The organism is Pseudodesulfovibrio profundus, from assembly GCF_900217235.1.
In the GTDB taxonomy this organism is placed as follows: Bacteria; Desulfobacterota; Desulfovibrionia; order Desulfovibrionales; family Desulfovibrionaceae; genus Pseudodesulfovibrio; species Pseudodesulfovibrio profundus.
The window spans coordinates 117,800-135,411 of the sequence record NZ_LT907975.1 but is presented as its reverse complement, the minus strand read 5'-3'; the positions used below and the strand labels follow the sequence as shown (position 1 = coordinate 135,411).

General features: G+C 47.8%; 20 protein-coding genes and 1 tRNA gene. 12 read left to right on the top strand and 9 right to left on the bottom strand.

Going from position 1 to position 17,612, the window contains the following annotated elements:
* Positions 1-22 precede the first annotated feature (22 nt).
* Positions 23-1,129, top strand: coding sequence for a glycosyltransferase family 4 protein (locus DPRO_RS00635; protein WP_097010330.1), 1,107 nt, complete (start codon positions 23-25; stop codon positions 1,127-1,129).
* Here DPRO_RS00635 and DPRO_RS00630 read toward each other — a convergent pair.
* From DPRO_RS00630 to DPRO_RS00610, 5 genes are all read right to left on the bottom strand, one after another.
* On the bottom strand, positions 1,126-2,124 hold the full coding sequence (locus DPRO_RS00630) for a lytic murein transglycosylase (RefSeq protein ID WP_232005660.1): 999 nt from the start codon (positions 2,122-2,124) through the stop codon (positions 1,126-1,128). The genes DPRO_RS00635 and DPRO_RS00630 overlap by 4 nt on opposite strands.
* On the bottom strand, positions 2,060-2,266 hold the full coding sequence (locus tag DPRO_RS20595; RefSeq protein WP_097010328.1) for a dual CXXC motif small (seleno)protein: 207 nt from the start codon (positions 2,264-2,266) through the stop codon (positions 2,060-2,062). Before DPRO_RS20595 ends, DPRO_RS00630 begins: the two co-directional genes overlap by 65 nt.
* A gap of 8 nt (positions 2,267-2,274) precedes the next feature.
* On the bottom strand, positions 2,275-3,636 hold the full coding sequence (locus DPRO_RS00620; RefSeq protein WP_097010327.1) for a TolC family protein: 1,362 nt from the start codon (positions 3,634-3,636) through the stop codon (positions 2,275-2,277).
* A gap of 109 nt (positions 3,637-3,745) precedes the next feature.
* Entirely contained in the window at positions 3,746-4,522 is a 777-nt protein-coding gene (locus DPRO_RS00615; protein WP_097010326.1) for a MogA/MoaB family molybdenum cofactor biosynthesis protein, read from the bottom strand.
* Positions 4,523-4,543: 21 nt separating this feature from the next.
* Complete coding sequence (locus DPRO_RS00610; RefSeq protein WP_097010325.1) at positions 4,544-5,278, bottom strand: DUF1614 domain-containing protein; 735 nt, start codon at positions 5,276-5,278, stop codon at positions 4,544-4,546.
* 152 nt (positions 5,279-5,430) lie between these two features.
* Here DPRO_RS00610 and rfbA point away from each other — a divergent pair, with 152 nt between their 5' ends.
* A complete protein-coding gene (rfbA, locus tag DPRO_RS00605; protein ID WP_097010324.1) occupies positions 5,431-6,324 on the top strand; it encodes a glucose-1-phosphate thymidylyltransferase RfbA in 894 nt (297 codons plus the stop codon).
* Positions 6,325-6,425: 101 nt separating this feature from the next.
* Here rfbA and DPRO_RS20290 read toward each other — a convergent pair whose 3' ends face one another.
* Positions 6,426-6,569, bottom strand: coding sequence for a hypothetical protein (locus DPRO_RS20290; protein ID WP_173806719.1), 144 nt, complete (start codon positions 6,567-6,569; stop codon positions 6,426-6,428).
* Positions 6,570-6,766: 197 nt separating this feature from the next.
* On the opposite strand from DPRO_RS20290, the gene DPRO_RS00600 reads away from it, so the two are divergent.
* A complete protein-coding gene (locus DPRO_RS00600) occupies positions 6,767-7,279 on the top strand; it encodes a PilZ domain-containing protein (protein WP_097010323.1) in 513 nt (170 codons plus the stop codon).
* A 24-nt stretch (positions 7,280-7,303) separates the two neighbouring features.
* Here the strand turns inward: DPRO_RS00600 and DPRO_RS00595 are convergent, their stop codons facing one another.
* Positions 7,304-7,750 (bottom strand): hypothetical protein, encoded by a 447-nt coding sequence (locus DPRO_RS00595; protein WP_232005659.1) that lies wholly within the window; start codon positions 7,748-7,750, stop codon positions 7,304-7,306.
* Between the two features lie 90 nt (positions 7,751-7,840).
* Between DPRO_RS00595 and rdgC the strand changes: the two genes are divergently transcribed.
* The 4 genes from rdgC to DPRO_RS00575 all read left to right on the top strand — a co-directional run bounded on the left by rdgC (position 7,841) and on the right by DPRO_RS00575 (position 11,389).
* The gene (gene rdgC, locus DPRO_RS00590; RefSeq protein ID WP_097010322.1) at positions 7,841-8,455 is read left to right on the top strand and encodes a recombination-associated protein RdgC; all 615 of its coding nucleotides are present in this window, start codon (positions 7,841-7,843) and stop codon (positions 8,453-8,455) included.
* A gap of 9 nt (positions 8,456-8,464) precedes the next feature.
* Positions 8,465-8,989: a hypothetical protein gene (locus DPRO_RS00585; protein ID WP_097010321.1), complete on the top strand. Its 525-nt coding sequence runs from the start codon at positions 8,465-8,467 to the stop codon at positions 8,987-8,989.
* Entirely contained in the window at positions 8,989-9,555 is a 567-nt protein-coding gene (locus DPRO_RS00580; RefSeq protein WP_097010320.1) for an arylesterase, read from the top strand. The genes DPRO_RS00585 and DPRO_RS00580 overlap by 1 nt, the downstream gene beginning before the upstream one ends.
* Before the next feature lie 136 nt (positions 9,556-9,691).
* Positions 9,692-11,389, top strand: a complete 1,698-nt coding sequence (locus DPRO_RS00575; RefSeq protein ID WP_097010319.1) for a YcaO-like family protein — start codon at positions 9,692-9,694, stop codon at positions 11,387-11,389.
* Here DPRO_RS00575 and DPRO_RS00570 read toward each other — a convergent pair.
* Positions 11,386-12,036, bottom strand: a complete 651-nt coding sequence (locus DPRO_RS00570; protein WP_097012874.1) for an IS1595 family transposase — start codon at positions 12,034-12,036, stop codon at positions 11,386-11,388. The two genes, DPRO_RS00575 and DPRO_RS00570, sit on opposite strands and share 4 nt — an antisense overlap.
* 610 nt (positions 12,037-12,646) lie before the next feature.
* Here DPRO_RS00570 and DPRO_RS00565 point away from each other — a divergent pair.
* From DPRO_RS00565 to DPRO_RS00545, 5 genes are all read left to right on the top strand, one after another.
* Positions 12,647-12,732: transfer RNA gene (locus DPRO_RS00565), tRNA-Leu, on the top strand.
* A 142-nt stretch (positions 12,733-12,874) separates the two neighbouring features.
* Complete coding sequence (locus tag DPRO_RS00560; protein ID WP_097010318.1) at positions 12,875-13,507, top strand: DUF4145 domain-containing protein; 633 nt, start codon at positions 12,875-12,877, stop codon at positions 13,505-13,507.
* Positions 13,508-13,796: 289 nt separating this feature from the next.
* Complete coding sequence (locus tag DPRO_RS00555; protein ID WP_097010317.1) at positions 13,797-14,813, top strand: tyrosine-type recombinase/integrase; 1,017 nt, start codon at positions 13,797-13,799, stop codon at positions 14,811-14,813.
* 41 nt (positions 14,814-14,854) lie between these two features.
* Positions 14,855-15,505, top strand: a complete 651-nt coding sequence (locus DPRO_RS00550; RefSeq protein ID WP_097012874.1) for an IS1595 family transposase — start codon at positions 14,855-14,857, stop codon at positions 15,503-15,505.
* Between the two features lie 440 nt (positions 15,506-15,945).
* A complete protein-coding gene (locus DPRO_RS00545) occupies positions 15,946-17,160 on the top strand; it encodes an ISL3 family transposase (protein WP_097010316.1) in 1,215 nt (404 codons plus the stop codon).
* Here DPRO_RS00545 and DPRO_RS00540 read toward each other — a convergent pair.
* Positions 17,120-17,611: a hypothetical protein gene (locus DPRO_RS00540; protein WP_157917331.1), complete on the bottom strand. Its 492-nt coding sequence runs from the start codon at positions 17,609-17,611 to the stop codon at positions 17,120-17,122. The two genes, DPRO_RS00545 and DPRO_RS00540, sit on opposite strands and share 41 nt — an antisense overlap.
* Between the last annotated feature and the right edge of the window lies 1 nt (position 17,612).

Genomic DNA, 17,612 nt, shown 5'->3' with positions numbered 1-17,612 from the left:
GGAATTAACAAAACCATAATATATGAAAATATTTCAAGTAATCAATGTTCGCTGGTTCAACGCCACCTCATGGTATGCGCTTACTTTGAGCCGCCTTCTTGCTGACGCTGGCCATGAAGTAACCGTACTGACCCAAGGCAACACAGACACCGAGAGAAAGGCTAAGGAACTCGGTCTGCCCACTGTTGCCGTGGATTTGAATACGTCCAATCCCGTCCGCCTCGCCAGTGCAACACGTCATATCATACAACTTCTCAAGAAGCACCGCCCGGAAATCGTCAATTGTCACCGGGGAGAAGGCTTTTTCCTCTGGGCTCTTCTGAAGCATTTCGGCTACCCGTACAAGCTTGTCCGTACACGTGGCGACCAGCGCCCCCCCCGAGGAGATGGTATTAACCGCTGGCTTCATGCCCATGTTGCCGATGCAGTGGTCGTCACCAACAGACGCATGTCTGACTATTTCCTGAACACCATGAAAACACCAAGCAAGCAGCTTTGGCTCATTCATGGCGGCGTAGACACCAAGCGGTTCGCATTCAACGAAAAAGAGCGCGCTCGCATTCGAGATGAGTTCCAATATGCTGATGACGAAATAGTCCTGGGTCTGCTTGGCCGTTTTGATAGAGTCAAAGGGCATCGGGAAACAATCGAGGCTGCCGCCCTTCTTCGCAAGAAAGGACTCAATATCAAGTTGATGCTCATTGGTTTTGAATCAGCCACGAAGCAGAAAGAGATTCAGAATCTGATAGAGACCAATGGCGTAGAAGATATCACCAGCATCACCGGCAAAAGGGACGACGTTGAAGCCTGCATTTCAGCCATCGATATCGGCGTTCTTTCTTCACTCTGGTCGGAAGCCATTGCCCGTTCAGCCCTGGAAATCATGGCTGCGGATCGACCACTGGTTTCTACAACAGTCGGTGTTATGCCAGACCTCGTTCCAGAATCAATGCAGGTGCCTCCAGGCGACTTTCACGCCCTTGCCAACACAATAGCCAATGTCATTGAAGACGAGAAACTGCGGGAAAATGTCTTGGCAGCGCAAAAAGTGACAATGTCGCAATTGACTTTTGAGGAATTCTTCAAACGCAGCCTGAGTTTGTATAAAAGCTTGGTCGACGGGGATTAGTTCTCAAAAAATTCTTTTGTTTTTCTGATCTTTTCAGAAACAGCAAGGATAGTCATCGCGTAACTTTCCGAATGGTTGTAGCGATATATGACCTTGAGTTGTTCTTTATAACTGAGGTCTTCTTTCCAGCCATGGAGTTTCACGTAGTTCGCCATACTGTAAAGGGCATCGGTCGTATCGAACAGATCGACCACTCCATCCCCTGTTCCATCCACCCCATAATGAAGTGCGCTTGAAGGAATAAACTGACACTTGCCAATCGCACCATACATGGAACTCGGTATTGTTTGCACAGGCCTGCTACTCTGGAGTGCGTAAGTCAGTAACGATTTCAATTCACGATAGCCCCAGTCGGCTTTTTCACCAGTCCGCTTAACAAGCCAATCCATCATTTCCGGAGACAAATCCTTCCGGGCTACATGTGGTCTAACCAACTCGAAGTCACTGGAAAGAGCCATACTTGCCAAGATCAATACGCCTTTGTGACGCCCGACTTGTTTGCCAAGCTTGGTCTCGACCAGCATCAATGCTGTGAGAATTTCCCCTGGCACACCGAAATCCGTTTCGACACGTTCCAAAATGGCTCTATTGTCACGATAAAAAGCGTACGCCCCTGCAATAAGGATTGGATTTAGATACCGATCCATCACTTCCGGCTGACGGGCTTTGGATGGTTTTCGAGCTGACAACTTGATCTCAACAAGGGAGTTCATTTTGCGAGCCATTATTTCCGGCGAATAAACGACTTCCTCATCAGAAAAAACACTTTCGATATATGCCTGCTCAAACCCGTCATCCACCAAACGCTTAACAAGTGGCTGCCAATCATTCTCTGCGGCGTGGGCCCCTGCCACACAAACTGCAAGAAAAAGGAACGCGGCCATCGAAAAAACGGTGGCCGCGCTTATTGTACGCATTGAGAGCGAGAGATCAGATCCTGTCCATTGGAACAAAACCCATTTCCTCCTCAAACTCATCATCCATTTGTTGGGCAAATGTATTCAAATCATACTCTTTGCCACACTGAGGACAACGTAAGGTGACTTCCTGGCATCCTCTGTACGCAGTCAAATCAAGACCGCACGCTTCGCATTCCATGCCTTGCGCTTTCCAGGAACGTTTTCTATTCGAGAACATCTGAATGGCTAGTCGGCAATAAGGCCGAGATTTTTTTCACCCATGGCAACGTACAAACCGGATACGGCGGTACCATAGTCAGCCAGGGCCTGCGAGAGCTGCGCTTCACTTGTCGTGAGGCGAGACTGAGCATTCAACACATCGGTGTTGGTTCCTACCTGAGCCTGATAACGGGCAACGGCCATACGGTAGGCTTCTTCAGCTGCGGCAACAGACTTCCGAGCAACAGTAATACGGTCGGCTGCTTCCTGAATATCCAGCAAGGAGGTCTTAACCTCAAAGCCTGCATTCAGTCTCGTGTCTTCGAGTTCAGCTTCAACCTTTTTCACAGTCTCTTCTGTCTTCTTGTAGTCGTAGTAGTCAGCACCCCACTCGAACAGAGTCATGCTGGCATTGACACCTGCAGTCCAGTATTCACTGCTGCTATGGCTGTATCCACCCCTATCAAGTCCGGCATCAACGCCTCGATTCACGTAATCGACATCAGCATCCACTTTCGGGTAGAAGCTGCTTGCAGCGATGGTCGAGTCTTTTTCAGCAATCTCTACGCTTTTTTGACCAATCACAAGGTCGGGGCGTCCATCATATGCGCGTCGCAAGCACTCTTGCAGAGTCAGGTCAAAATCAATCTTCTTGAGTTCACCAACGTAATTTACATTCATTTCCATTGGAATGTTCAACAAGGTATTGAGCTGTGTTTCCTGGATGGACACGTTATTGCGAGCAGTGAGCAAATCCTGCTGCGCGTTTGCAAGGTCAACTTCAGCATCAAGGACTTCTGCCTTGGGACGCAGACCGACATCATAAAAAGCGGTGATCACTTTCAGCTGGGATTCAAGTCGAGCAACTGAATCTTCGGCACTTTTCACATCCTCACGAGCTTTGAGCAAAGAGAGGAAGCTCGACTGCACGCTTGAGATGAGCGACAGTTCGACATTGAGAAGGCTTGCTTCAGTAGACTCTTCCGCCAACTTGGCACGCTGCCATGTAGCGAGCAAGTTGAACCCTTGGAAAACAGGCTGGCTCACGTTAACGGTGGCAGCCCAGTCATTGTGATCGTCGGAATACTGGCTCTTGCGTCCGCTGTATGTGTAGCCATAGCTACCGCTGACCGAAGGGAGAAAATTACCGAAGGAAGAGCGAGTTCCAAATTCGGAACCAGTCAGTTCAGCACGAATGGCCTTCATTCTGGGATTGAATTCCAATGCCCGCTGAACACACCGTTCCAAATCAAATGGACCGGATATGTTTTCCGATTTTTCCGTTTCGCTTCCTGGCATGGGATCAGCATCCTGTGCCAAAGCCATTCCGCTGAAAACCAACAGCATGATAAGGGCAACCGGAAGAACCAGGATTCGTTTACTGTGCATGATAGAGCAACCTGCTTAGCGTATGTTGTAAATGTAGTTGAACTTGCAACCAATCAATTCCATTTTTTTAGCAAGTCTAGATTTTTTCTGCAACCCTCAAAATCAGGACTTAGGCACGTAATTCAGCGCAATCAGAAGGATCGCCCTGCAATTTTTCCAACGTATGTTTCAATGTAGGCAACAACGGTTCCAGGCACTCGGCAACAGCCTTTGGGCTTCCCGGCATATTAATGATGACAGAACGCCCCATTGTACCTGCAACAGCTCGGGATATGGCCCCGTGTGGAGTCTTACTCAGGCTTGCCATGGTCATGGCCCGCTCATAGCCGGGGAGCCTTTTTTCGATAACGGCCAACGTTGCTTCTGGTGTAATGTCGCGAGGCCCCACACCGGTTCCGCCGGTTGTCATGATCAAATCAAACTTCTGCGTGAGAGCGAGGTCAGTCAGCAATGCTTTCAACTGATCGGCCTCATCTGGGATGATAAAACCCTGTACACATTCCAGATCAAGTTTCTCAGCAACCATCTCGCCAATCAGCGGGCCAGATTCGTCTGCTCTTTTCCCCGCAGCACCCTTGTCACTCAAAGTAACCCAGGCCAATGTGTATCGCTTGGAAGACAAGGAAAAATTCCATTCACCCGCCTGACAATCCTCAAGGGCTTCCATCAGAAAGGAACGAGTTCCAGCGATACCGGCTTCACCCGGCATCCACTGAACAGCGAGGACACGACAACATCCCTCACCAGCCTGGAGCACGTCACCTACTTTCAAAGGGGGCGCCGGAGAAGTAATCACGGCTTGCACATTACCGGCCTGAGTGGTGCTGCAATCAAACCTGTCTCCACGTTGCACATCCTCTCCAAAACTCAAAACAATGGCAGCCATATGTATTCTCCCTGGTGATGTTTAAGCTAGCAGAACGGCAAGAATCCCGGCAACAAATACGCCGCCGAAAGTCCCAGCTCCACCAATGACAACGTTAGGAACTCCAACTGCATTACGAATGCGCGGCGTAAGAAGTGGAATGAGATTTCCACCTATGAGTGTACCTATTGTACCGGCAACATACGCGGCAACAGGTCGAAATTCCTGCGGAACAAAAAAATAAACGGAAGCAAACGTCATAAGGCCGGGCATGAACATCGGCACACGCAATCCGGTATACGGATCCGCCTTTGCCATGGCATAGCAGCCTCCGGCCACCATAACCAAAGCGAAAGCGATCCAACCATATGCACTGGAATCCATACCATTGAATTGAAGGCTGATCAGAAACGTCAAACTTAAAAGGATCGGCATGATACAACCGCCCAGGTTAAGCAAAAAGGCTTGCTTCTTCACTTCGTTTCCCGGCTCATCGTCAAGCTGAACAGGGCGTCCATATTCATCAAGAGTGAATTGCAGGGATCGAGGTTTGGGAACAACGACCAGCCTTTTACTCGTATACACAGGCACATTCACGCCCCTGCCGATGAGAATGGCGATGAAGATAAGCACACCCTGAGCAGGCGTCAGTCCAAGCTTTGAAAACGCTTCGGCAACGATAGATACGGGCAGGAAGACAAAAAGAAACAGCAGCACAAACATGAACAGCAGTGCAGCAAAAATTCCACCGGTGAATTGAAATTGAGGATATCGCATAATAGTATTTGCCTGCGCGCATAAAAGCGGGTTGCTTTTTCATTTATCACAGAACTATACTGCGCGCTTGCGGGGTATTGTTACCTCCCCCCTTGAAAATGGGGTGTATACCAAGTGAACCGTGAAGTAAATTACAGGACAGCGAGACCTATATGAAAGGCATTATCCTTGCCGGAGGTTCCGGCACCCGACTCCATCCGTTGACCCGCGTCGTATCCAAGCAACTGCTCCCGGTTTATGACAAGCCCATGATTTACTATCCCCTTTCGACACTGATGCTGGCTGGTATCACCGACATCCTGATCATATCCACCCCTCATGATATGCCCAACTTCAATGAACTGCTTGGTGATGGTTCTCACCTTGGTTTGAACATTGAATATCGGGTCCAACCCTCACCCGACGGATTGGCACAAGCATTCATCATTGGTGAGGACTTTATCGGTAACGACCCTGTATGCCTCGTACTTGGTGACAATATTTTTTATGGACATGGTTTGGGCTCTCTTCTCAAACAGGCCGGAGAGCTTACGGATGGCGGGCTGGTTTTTGCCTACATGGTCAAAGATCCCGAGCGATATGGCGTTGTGGAGTTTGATCAGGAATACAAGGCTCTGTCCATCGAAGAAAAACCGGAAAAGCCTAAATCCAAATACGCTGTCACAGGACTCTATTTCTACGACAGTGAAGTAATTGATATCGCCAAGTCCCTGAAGCCGTCAGCCAGAGGCGAGCTGGAGATCACCGACGTCAACAAAGTATACCTGGATAAAGAAAAGCTGACTGTCGAGACATTGGGGCGCGGCTATGCTTGGCTCGACATGGGAACGCATGAATCACTCCATGGCGCCGGTAGCTTTGTCCGAGCCGTTCAGGAAAGACAGGGCTACGTCATCTCAAGCCCTGAAGAGATCGCGTACCGCAAGGGACTCATAAGTGCCGAGCAGCTTGAGCGTTTAGGCAACCAAATGAGCAACAACAGCTACGGACAGTACCTGCTGGATGTCGTACTGGAAGACACTCTGGGTAGCAGGACCATTCGATAGAGCGAGAGTCCAGAACAATCGTGCATGCGCAAAATGCATAATAAAACCCCGCCTTCCGAAAATACGGAAGGCGGGGTTTTATTGATAAAAACTGATGTGACCTAGTGGTGGTCTTCTTCCATGGCTTCACGGACGCGAATAACGCCAATAGCCAGAATCCATGCAAGATAAATAAAAATCAAAGAAACACCGACAAAACCAGGGCCAGTGCTATGAGCCATTCCGGAAAGCAGTTCACCAATCATTCTAGTCCTCCTCGATCAACCCTCTTAAGCTTGAAAAGATTTATATTCTTTGTCTGCTAAATGCAAAAATGTCAAGCCCCTGTTGCCATGAAAAGGAACGGATAAAACTAAAAGCCATAAGCATCCTTTGACTTGCACGGAGCACATGTATTAACGATGCTATAGCTAATCAAACTATTGTCGAACAAGGGTGGACGATGACTGTTTCCGATTTCATAACCGACTTTTTTTGTGGCATAGACCACAATGGAAAATCTGGCGATAATCAGGATGCAGAAGAGAAAGCCTGTTTCCTCATCAATTCCAAGTACTCCTCCGAGCAGAAGGCTGTTTGCGTAAACAGCCAGCCTGAACACTCACCAGAAGCCAGCTTCAGTGTCTCTATTGGAGATCACACAAGAAAGTCAGTCAAAAGAAGTGCTCCCAGAAAGGTCATTCCAGGTCTACAGATTCATCTCAAACGGTTGAATAAACGATTCCCCGCAACGGACATCAGCGCAAGTGGTGTCGGCTTCGCTTTCAGTACACCTCGAGTGAAGCGCGGCGTGGATATAATTGTCGACCTTTATTTCGGCAATGCGCTACATGCAGCCGACCTCACGTGCAAAGTGGTCAGACACGAAAACAACGTGGTCGGATGCAGATTCATTACCAGTGGACAGCCGCATGACAACTCACTTCAGGAAATTCTCAACATGGGACAGGCGTAATACGCATCTGCCAACAGCAAAGTGCTACATTCTTCCTTTCAAATCGATAATGAATGATTGCAAATCGTTTGGCTCGCCCGGCTTGTGGTCCTCGGGGTAGAGCAATGCGGACATAAAAAAGACACTTCCAATACGAAGCGATGTGCTCGCACTCATGGAAAATTGCTCCAGTTTGCGAGCGATTTCATCCCCTAAAGTGCCACCAACCGCTTCTGTCTTCTTCCAGGCTTTCTCACCAAGTGCCGCTAAAATTTCTGCCTTTTCCTCAAGCTTCGCCTGAAAAGCGAGTTGCCCTTCCTGCTTGAGAGCGATATCCGCTTCTTTCTCAATCTCGAGGACTCGTGAGCTTTTCTCTTCCAAAAACGATATCAAATCTGCAAGTGCTTGTTTTTGCATGGGGTCTCCTTGTGCGTACACCTTAATGTTCTTCAGCGTTAAAAACAAGGTTCCCACAAACAACCACTCTTTCATAGTCCCATGACGGCTTTTAACTGGACAAGAGACTAAAGAGATTTTACCTCAGTGACTCCACTAAAACCGCACAGAAGCGAGGAGCCGGAATTGAGTATACTATCCGCCAGTCTTGGCCTTACACGCTACAGAATTATTGAAGATGTCCCCAAGGAACTCTTAAGTGAAGTTCCGGAAAAATTACAAAAATTCTGTTTTGTGGATATTGATGCGACCGCTGACGAGCGCTCTTTTGGATGGACCAACATTGATGATATGCTGGACATGAACTGGACCCAGTCTCCACCCGAAAAAGCTGAATACTTCACTTTCAGTCTGCGACTGGACACTCGTAGGATTCCGCCTGCCGTGCTGAAAAAGCACAACACCATCGCATTGAACAAGGAGCTCGCCCACAACAAGGAACAGGGTAAAAACTTTGTCTCCCGTGATCGCAAAAAAGAGATCAAGGAGCAGGTCACCCTGAGACTTCGCGCGCGAACTTTCCCCATTCCAGCTTCGTTTGATATCATTTGGAACCCATCAGCCAACAGAATATATCTCACAACTACGAACTCCAAAGTTCGGGCACTTTTTGAAGACTATTTTGCACTGACATTCGAGCTACACCTGGAACCACTGACGCCCTTCTTTCAGGCCATGGAAGTCATGGGTGAAGATGCGGCCCCCAAACTCGAAAACCTCGAACCGACAATTTTCGTGTAAGGAGTCGTCATGGATCTTTCTCTCGTAGAACGCGAAAACACCCTGCTTGGTCAGGATTTTCTGACCTGGCTCTGGTATAAAACTGATAATGACAATGTCCTTTTCCAACTGGAAGATAAAAGGACTTTTTCTCTGCAGATGGAGCAGAAGGTTTCTGTTCAGGGTGGCGAAGGTGAAACCAAATCTACTGCAACAGTCTCCAGCCCGGGCGGTGAACTGGATGAAGCCAAGGCCGGTCTGCTGACAGGCAAAAAGGTCAACAAGGCTCAGCTTCTCTTTACTATGGATCAGGACGATTGGCTGCTGACGGTCAATGCCGCTGACTTCGGCCTCTCTGGACTGAAAACACCAAAGGTTGCCACTAAAGATGAAGATGGTGACGATCCGGATTCCAAGTTTCTTGAAAAAATGTTTCTGGTGGAACGCTGCCTTGAAATGTTCGACATCGTCTTCAATGAGTTCCTCAGGCTCCGTATGAGCCGCGACTGGAATGAAGAGGCAGCTAAAGTCAAACTTTGGATCGGCGGGCAATAGTGAAGACACCGCTTCACATAGCCTGTTTTGGAGACAGCCTGACCGAAGGGTATGGCCTTGCACCAGATGCAGCCCTACCCTCGGTTCTTCAGGCAATGTTGCAAGCGGAAGGAATTGGCGCGACCTGTCTCAATTTCGGCATTTCCGGGGAGACCGCTGAAGACGGTCTCCATAGAATACAGGATGTCATCAGCGCCAACCCCGATGCTGTCATTGTTGCATTTGGAGCGAACGACTGTTTTGTCGGGGATTCGCCCCAAGCCGTGAAAGCCAACCTTTCTACGATAATTGAACAGTTTAAACGCCGCGAAATTGCAGTACTTCTTGTTGGCATCTCCGCACTGACAAATGACGATGAGAACTATCGCCTGGCTTTTAATCAAATTTTCGAAGAACTGGCCAACCACTACTCCATTCCGCTTATGCCGGATATCCTAGCCAGCTATTTCCATTCCTCTTCTCTCAAGCTCATGGATGAAATGCACCCCAACGAGCAAGGCGTCGAAAGAATCGCACAAGACATGTTCCCTCATGTTGTACGGCTCATCTCGCAAATCAATTCATAATACATAGGCCTTCATACTTAATTCGACTCAGGCCTTGTTTTTATCCTTTTTCTTTCATAGCGTGCGCTGTAGAAAGTGGTAAAATCCCTTTACCGCTCTTCAGCTCTCTACACACTTGCAATCCGAGGGATACTGCATGCGCTACAAGCTCCAAATGATGGATACAGATTTCGGTGTCGGCAAATTCGCCGCCATGCCAGCCGTTAATCTCAGCTTCAATGAGATGATCGACCACCTACGTGAAAACCCTTTTGATGACTACATGCATGAATTTGTACTTCAACGATTCAAGGACTTTCGCACCCGAAAACTCAAGAAACTCATAGTTCAGGTCATGAAAGATAAAGGGGCTTCAGATCCCGTTCTTGCGGCAATCATGTATGAAGCCTGCATCTGCCATGAACGGCAACATCAACTCCTCCCACTCTTTGACGGAATCGACCCCACATTTTTCTTGGACCACACTCCAGCCATCCACATCCGCAATTACCTACTTGAAGACCAAGCCCTGCACACACAATGGATACGAATGTTCGGCAACAATATCTTCAATCTTACCCCGCTCCCACGCCCGGAAGAACATGGCCTCGCATCGCCAATCCCAGAGGACGATTTACCCAAAAAGCCAATCACAACAATCAGTGATACCCTTGAATTACTGAAGAATGATCTTCCCGCCCCTAATCCCCGCAAGCCACTAACCGAGACAATTGATTTCGCACTGAAAGCCTTGGAAAAAGCTGATGCGTTTTTGGGTCCGGCAATGGAGCACAAGGCTTCGCTCTCTCCCATAGCGAGACTGCGGCACTGGATGCCCAAGATTCGATGCAAAAACGGGCGTATGTCCAACTCACTCGAAGGAATCCAAACCTGCTACGGGCGAGGTCTTTCCACTGAACAGGCTGACGCATCATACTCAATGGAAATGGCAGAGCGTTTTTCCTCATATGCTTCATTCGGTTCAGAAGGTGTATTGAAGTACGCAAGAAAGTATCCGCTTCTTCGCGGAAGCTATGAGGAATTAACAGTTCCGGCCATCAACCCTTCCAACCTGAGGCTGGAAGTCCCATACGCAGGGCAACCATTGCACTGGCTTGAAGGATGTATTCCCGATGGCAAGGGAGGGACAACTCCCATGTGGGTTCCAGCTCAACTGGTATTCCTCTTCTGCAATCTGGATGAGCAAAGTCTCTTCTCAGCGTTCGGTTCTACGGGGCTTGCCTCCGGCAACACCCAGGCAGAAGCGAAAGTTGCCGCGCTCACTGAGGTCATAGAGAGAGACAGTGATGCGACTGTACCATTTAGCCTTGAGAAGTGTTTTCGCATCAAAACTCAAGACCCGGATATAAACCATCTTCTCAACGCATATAAAGAAGATGGAATTGATGTTTGGTTCATGGATGCAACATCTGAGTTTGGCGTTCCCTGCTACAAATCCATTGTAGTGGGCAAACGAGGTGACATGAACAAAGGCACAGGCTCAGGCCTGAACGGTAAGTCCGCACTGGTTTCCGCCATGACGGAGACCCCCTATCCCTACCCTGGCCCCCAAAGCGCTCCAGCCCCGAGCAACCTGCCAATCCGGGAACTGGAATCGCTGCCCAATTATTCTACAGGTAGTGCGGAAGGCGATTTACTTGTACTTGAAAACACCCTGATTTCAAATGGTTATACGCCAGCATATGTGGATTTGACCCGCAAAGACTTGAATATCCCTGTCACGCGTGCAGTCATTCCCGGCTTGGAGTTCATATCCGATTTTGACCACTACTCCAGAGTCAGCCCACGACTCTATCAAAACTATTTAAAATTAGGGGCTGTACCAGATAACTAGCCCATATGTCTTCTAACCCACTGTTTCAGTTGTTTAAACTGGCTTCGCGGATTGCTGTTATTAAAACGCCACTCGCATTCCTTTAAAAACAGAGAAAAATGCTTGGTTGGAATGCCGTTGAATTTCCTCATATGGCGTTTGGCCTGGTTCCAAAAATTCTCGATTCCATTGATGTGGTTGTGGCTATCTGCAAACAGCTTCGAGTGGTTGATTCGGAAGTGTTTGAACGCTGACACATCAAGGACATTGTAGCCATACCAGCAGTCCGAGTAAACCACACTGTCTGGCTGGATTCTTTCCTGAATAATGGGAAGCAAGGTTTTACCTTTCGCATCAGGAATCACCTGTGTATAGACCTTCCCGCCCCTTTTAAGGATTCCAAAAACAGGAACCTTACCAGCCGCCCCACGTCCTCTTTTGCCCTTTCGCTTGCCACCGAAGTAGCTCTCATCGACCTCAAATTCGCCAAAATCCATCCCTTCACAGGACTCTTCTACCGCTATGATTTCCCGGAGCCGGTGAAAGTAATAGGCGGCTGTTTTGACGTTCACACCAACCAGATCGGCAGCGCAACGAGCTGTCGTGCCAGCCACAAAATGTTCGATTAAACGAAGCTGCTTGTCCTTGCTCAAACGACTTTTTCGCATTGCCATACCGATAACCCAAAGGAGTTATCTGGTACAGCCCCTAAAATTATAATACTGTGTGAGAACAGGCTGTCATATAATTGAACAATTAGTTTTGACAGCTCTACAAATGCACATTTTCTACTGGAATTGCGGAGAATTGATATTCATACCTAAGTTCGATGTGTAATCTTATGCATACGTCAAACACACAAAACAATTGTTTAATGAGCGCTGAATACGCAAGGCCACCACTGTCAAATGCCGTGTTCCATCCCCTGCGCTCATTTTACATAAGGGCATATTCACCTCCCCGGATATGCCCTTTCTCTTGTCAAAGAAAAATTCATTGACGCGCCGCACTCTTGCGCGATAATGACACAACCCACGCTTGGGTGGTGGAATTGGTAGACACCAGGGACTTAAAAATTAAGAAGTGACGCTAACACCCTGGCAAGACTTGAAAAAATGGAAAAGAAACACCCGTGACATTTCGGGTGTTTCTAATTTAATCCAGATATTCCAAGGTGTAAGCCTTGCCTTCATGGATTTTACGATTTCTTGCTTGTCACGCGAGTTGTCACGTATAAGCCCTTTTTGAGGGGTAATTGGCGGTGTTCTTTTACAATGTGCCGGAGTGGTGGAATGGCAGACACAGAGGATTTAAAATCCTCAGACCTAACGGTCGTGCGGGTTCAAGTCCCGCCTCCGGTACCAAAAGACCAAGAATAGCTTCTTGGTCTTTTTATTGCAAAACGGAAATACACACGCTAAAAACATTCTTTAATATAGCATTACAACTCTTCACAGCGGCCATTTATAGCCCTAGCTAGGGAAGTTCAAAAAAAAGAAGGAATGTATGACCTCTCCTGCCACTGAAAAATTAAGTGTAACTTGCCCACATTGTCACCATCGAGTCAATACCGACCCAGTTGGTGCCTACGATGTGTTCATCGATGAGATTGGCGAACCCATCAAATACTCCCTCCTGAAATGCCCTGTTTGTAAACACCCAATGTTAACATATCAATGGTATAATGAGATGGCTAATTTTGATGGGTGGACTGGATCCCAGTGGCAAGAGCCATCAGTACAATATCCAGAATTATATAGACAATTTGGATCTGAAGTTCCTTTGGGCGTTCGTAATTGCTTTGGTGAAGCTAACACCTGTTTCCAGAGCAAGGCATATACAGCTTGCGCGATCATGTGTCGAAAGACATTAGAAGGAGTAGGCAAAGAATTTATGCCTGAAGGAAGAAACCTTTATGGCATCATTGAACAGTTAAAAGACGATGGTACAATCGATACAAAAATCTATGAATGGGCGACGGCACTTCGCGAATCAGGCAATACCGCAGTACACGATATCGAGAGCAACATCACAAAAGAAGACGCTCAAGACATTTTGGGATTTACTGAGGCATTTATTGATTACACGCTGGTTTTGTCAAAGCGCTTTGATGAATTCATGAACAGAAGGAGCCAGTAGATTTGCGTCGACAATAAACTACCAGACACACCAAGTCACATTGTTTGTCACGCGGGAAGCGATTGTCACACCAAACCACACCCCTAACATGCTGTAATAATTATACACATACTTAGGGAAAAGAGACTTAAAATCCCTTGATCTTCGGGTCGTGCGGGTTCAAATCCCGCCCCAGGCACCAGATATTAAAGGACTTTTGCTTATAAACAGCAAAAGTCCTTTTCTCTCTTGGGCCAAATTGACACCTCGGTGACACTGTGGTTTAAAATGACACTCGAAAGGAGTCACTATGGCCACCATCTGGAAAAAAGAGTTCAAGAACAGCAAAGGCAAGGATGAAGTCCGCTACCTCGCCCGCGTCAGACGCAAGGGCCACAAGCCTGTGAGCAAAACCTTCAAACGCAAAGGTGATGCAGACAAGTGGGCGCGCGATATTGAATCCGAAATGGACAAAGGCGTCTTCGTCTCAAGAGAAGAGGCTGAAGGAACCACTCTTACCGAAGCGATTGATCGCTACATAAAGGAATACATCCAGACCCGCTTAAAACACCCCAAGCGCGAAACTGATCGCGCCAATGCAATTAGATCCAGAGACATTAGCAAACTGTTCCTAGCACGCATCAGAGGCAAGGAGATTGCTGCCTTCATCAAAGAGCGTGAGAAGGAGGGAGTATCTGGCAATACAATCCGGCTTGACCTCGCCTTACTCTCAAAGTTGTTTGAAGTAGCCAGACGTGATTGGGGCATGGAATCCCTCGTCAATCCGACCAAGCTCGTCCATAAGCCCAAAGCTGGCCAAGGTCGCACCAGAAGGCTAGAAAAGGGAGAGGAAGAAAGTCTCTTGGAAAAGGCCGCCGACAGATTCAAGCCGGTTGTACTTTTTGCTCTAGAAACCGCTATGAGGCGAGCCGAAATAGCTGGCCTAGATTGGGGCGATGTCGACTTAAAGGGCTCCTCGATCTACCTTGGCGAGACAAAAAACTACGAAGAGAGAACGATTCCACTCTCCCCGCGAGCGAAAGACATATTAAAAGGCCTCCCCCGAAATATATCTGGCTCTGTCTTTGGCCTATCAGCAGATCAAATTACTGGCTACATGCGACGGACTGTCAAGACTGCAAAGCTCCACGATTTACGCTTTCATGATCTCCGACATGAAGCAACATCCCGCCTATTTGAAAATACCGATTTGGACACCATGGAAATCAAAATGATCTCTGGTCATAAGTCGATGCAGATGCTGGCACGGTATAGCCACTTAAGGGCAAATAGACTGGCAGAACGGCTGGCAGGAGCTAAAAGATAAGGGGCTGTACCAGATAACTCCTTTGGGTTATCGGTATGGCAATGCGAAAAAGTCGTTTGAGCAAGGACAAGCAGCTTCGTTTAATCGAACATTTTGTGGCTGGCACGACAGCTCGTTGCGCTGCCGATCTGGTTGGTGTGAACGTCAAAACAGCCGCCTATTACTTTCACCGGCTCCGGGAAATCATAGCGGTAGAAGAGTCCTGTGAAGGGATGGATTTTGGCGAATTTGAGGTCGATGAGAGCTACTTCGGTGGCAAGCGAAAGGGCAAAAGAGGACGTGGGGCGGCTGGTAAGGTTCCTGTTTTTGGAATCCTTAAAAGGGGCGGGAAGGTCTATACACAGGTGATTCCTGATGCGAAAGGTAAAACCTTGCTTCCCATTATTCAGGAAAGAATCCAGCCAGACAGTGTGGTTTACTCGGACTGCTGGTATGGCTACAATGTCCTTGATGTGTCAGCGTTCAAACACTTCCGAATCAACCACTCGAAGCTGTTTGCAGATAGCCACAACCACATCAATGGAATCGAGAATTTTTGGAACCAGGCCAAACGCCATATGAGGAAATTCAACGGCATTCCAACCAAGCATTTTTCTCTGTTTTTAAAGGAATGCGAGTGGCGTTTTAATAACAGCAATCCGCGAAGCCAGTTTAAACAACTGAAACAGTGGGTTAGAAGACATATGGGCTAGTTATCTGGTACAGCCCCAAAGATAAGATTTGCAATCTGACTCAGCTTGCATTCTTTTTTATTGCAGACAAGACATAACGGGCCCCAAACAGCAGAAGAATGACAACAAGGGCAATACGATTTACCACGCCTAGTCCATTAAATTGGGTTACAACAAGATGACAATCGATCCTATTTAAGAACAGTATAGCAATCATGATAGGGAGCCCACAGCATATGGAAATATCCACCCATCTCAGCCATAAATTTGAACATTTCCAATTACATGAATCGATTAAATACAAAAAAAGAGTAAACGTTGTAATCAGTCCGCAAACTAAAATAGAAGAAGCTACAACACTAAAAAGCGGTTCATCCGGCTAAAGCGTACTTTTGACAAAATGAAAGGACATGGCGTCCAACCGTTGGAAGCATCACCAACCAGCGGGAGGAGTAATCACCATGTCCACGAGTTTCATCTACCACGCGTTCGGCCTGCGAGGCTACGACTACGTTCGGCAGGATTTCATCGCAGGCAACATCATCCTGAAAGTGCAGCCCAAGGATGACTTGATTCGTTGTCCTTGCTGCCATTCCAGAAACATCATTCGCCACGGCTTTGCCGAAAGATGGGTTCAGACTGTGCCCATCGGTTTCAAGCCCGTCTGGCTGGTCATTCCCGTCCAACGGGTAGGATGTCGCAATTGCGGCGTCATTCGTTTGATCGACATTCAGATCGCCGAGTCCAGGCGCTGGTATACGAAAGCCTTTGAGCGATATGCTCTCGCCTTGGCAAAAAAGATGACGATTCAGGATGTTGCCGATCTGCTGGGCGTCGGTTGGGACACCATCAAATCAATCTTCAAGCGCTATCTGTTTCGCCGTTTCTCAAGTCCCAGCCTGGGAAAGATCAAGTATATCGCCATCGACGAAATCAGCGTCCGTAAAGGGCAAAAGTACCTCACGCTGGTCATGGACCTCGAAAGTGGCGCAGTCGTCTTTGTTGGTGAAGGACGAAGTCGAGAAACGCTTACCCCGTTTTGGGAACGTCTCAAGAAGACAAAAGCCAAGATTGCGGCTGTGGCGACGGACATGAACGCAGGCTACATCAGCGCTGTCATGGAGAACTTGCCGAATGCGGCTATCGTGTTTGACCGGTTTCATGTGGTCAAGCTGATGAACGAGAAAATCACGCAGATCCGCCGCCAGCTCTTTCGGGAACTCACCTCGCCACTTGAAAGGAAAGCGGTCAAAGGAACTCGATGGATTCTTCTGAAAAACCCCGAAAATCTGGATGAAAGCCGTGATGAAAAGGAGCGCTTGGATGAAGCGTTGCGGCTGAACAAACCTCTGGCGACAGCCTACTATCTGAAAGAGGATTTGCGGCAACTCTGGTCCCAGCCGAACAAGGCGACGGCAGAGAAAGTCATCAACGACTGGATCGCCAGAGCCGAAGCCTCGGAGATACGCCCTTTGCAGATCATGGCGAGGACGCTTGCCTCGTATCGTTTCGGCATTCTTGCCTATTACGACCATCCCATCTCATCAGGCCCAATCGAGGGAACCAACAACAAGATCAAGACGCTGAAACGACAAGCCTACGGATATCGGGATACCGAGTTCTTCAAGCTCAGGATCATGGGAATTCACGAAGCGAAGTACGCTTTAGCCGGATGAACCTAAAAAGCCCCCCCCATTCAACATCAATCAGCAATCGCTCAGAACAAATATATATAAAGGCCACTGGAAACACTCTTCGAAAGAGCAATGAAACATGCTCTGATGAAAACGGATGCTTTGAGAAGTATGACTTACCTTCTCGCGTAAAAAATATGTCGTCATTAAAATGAGATTGGAGCTTATCTTCAAGAGCCTGTATATACTTGTACTGGCGTTCTAAATGCACATGCGTCTGACAGTATTTAACCGTCAAAAGAGTCAATCCAAACCAAAGAAAAGATGTAAAATACTGAAAAACTACCAAGTCAGATAGGTCAGACTTCTTTGAGATAAAAAGCACTGCAATGTCTTTTGCTAACTGGGAGCTTTCAAACTGCGAAGCAAACACTGTTACGATCAGAATCAAAAATATGAAATACTTATCGCGTGATGCCTGGGTCTTTTTCATA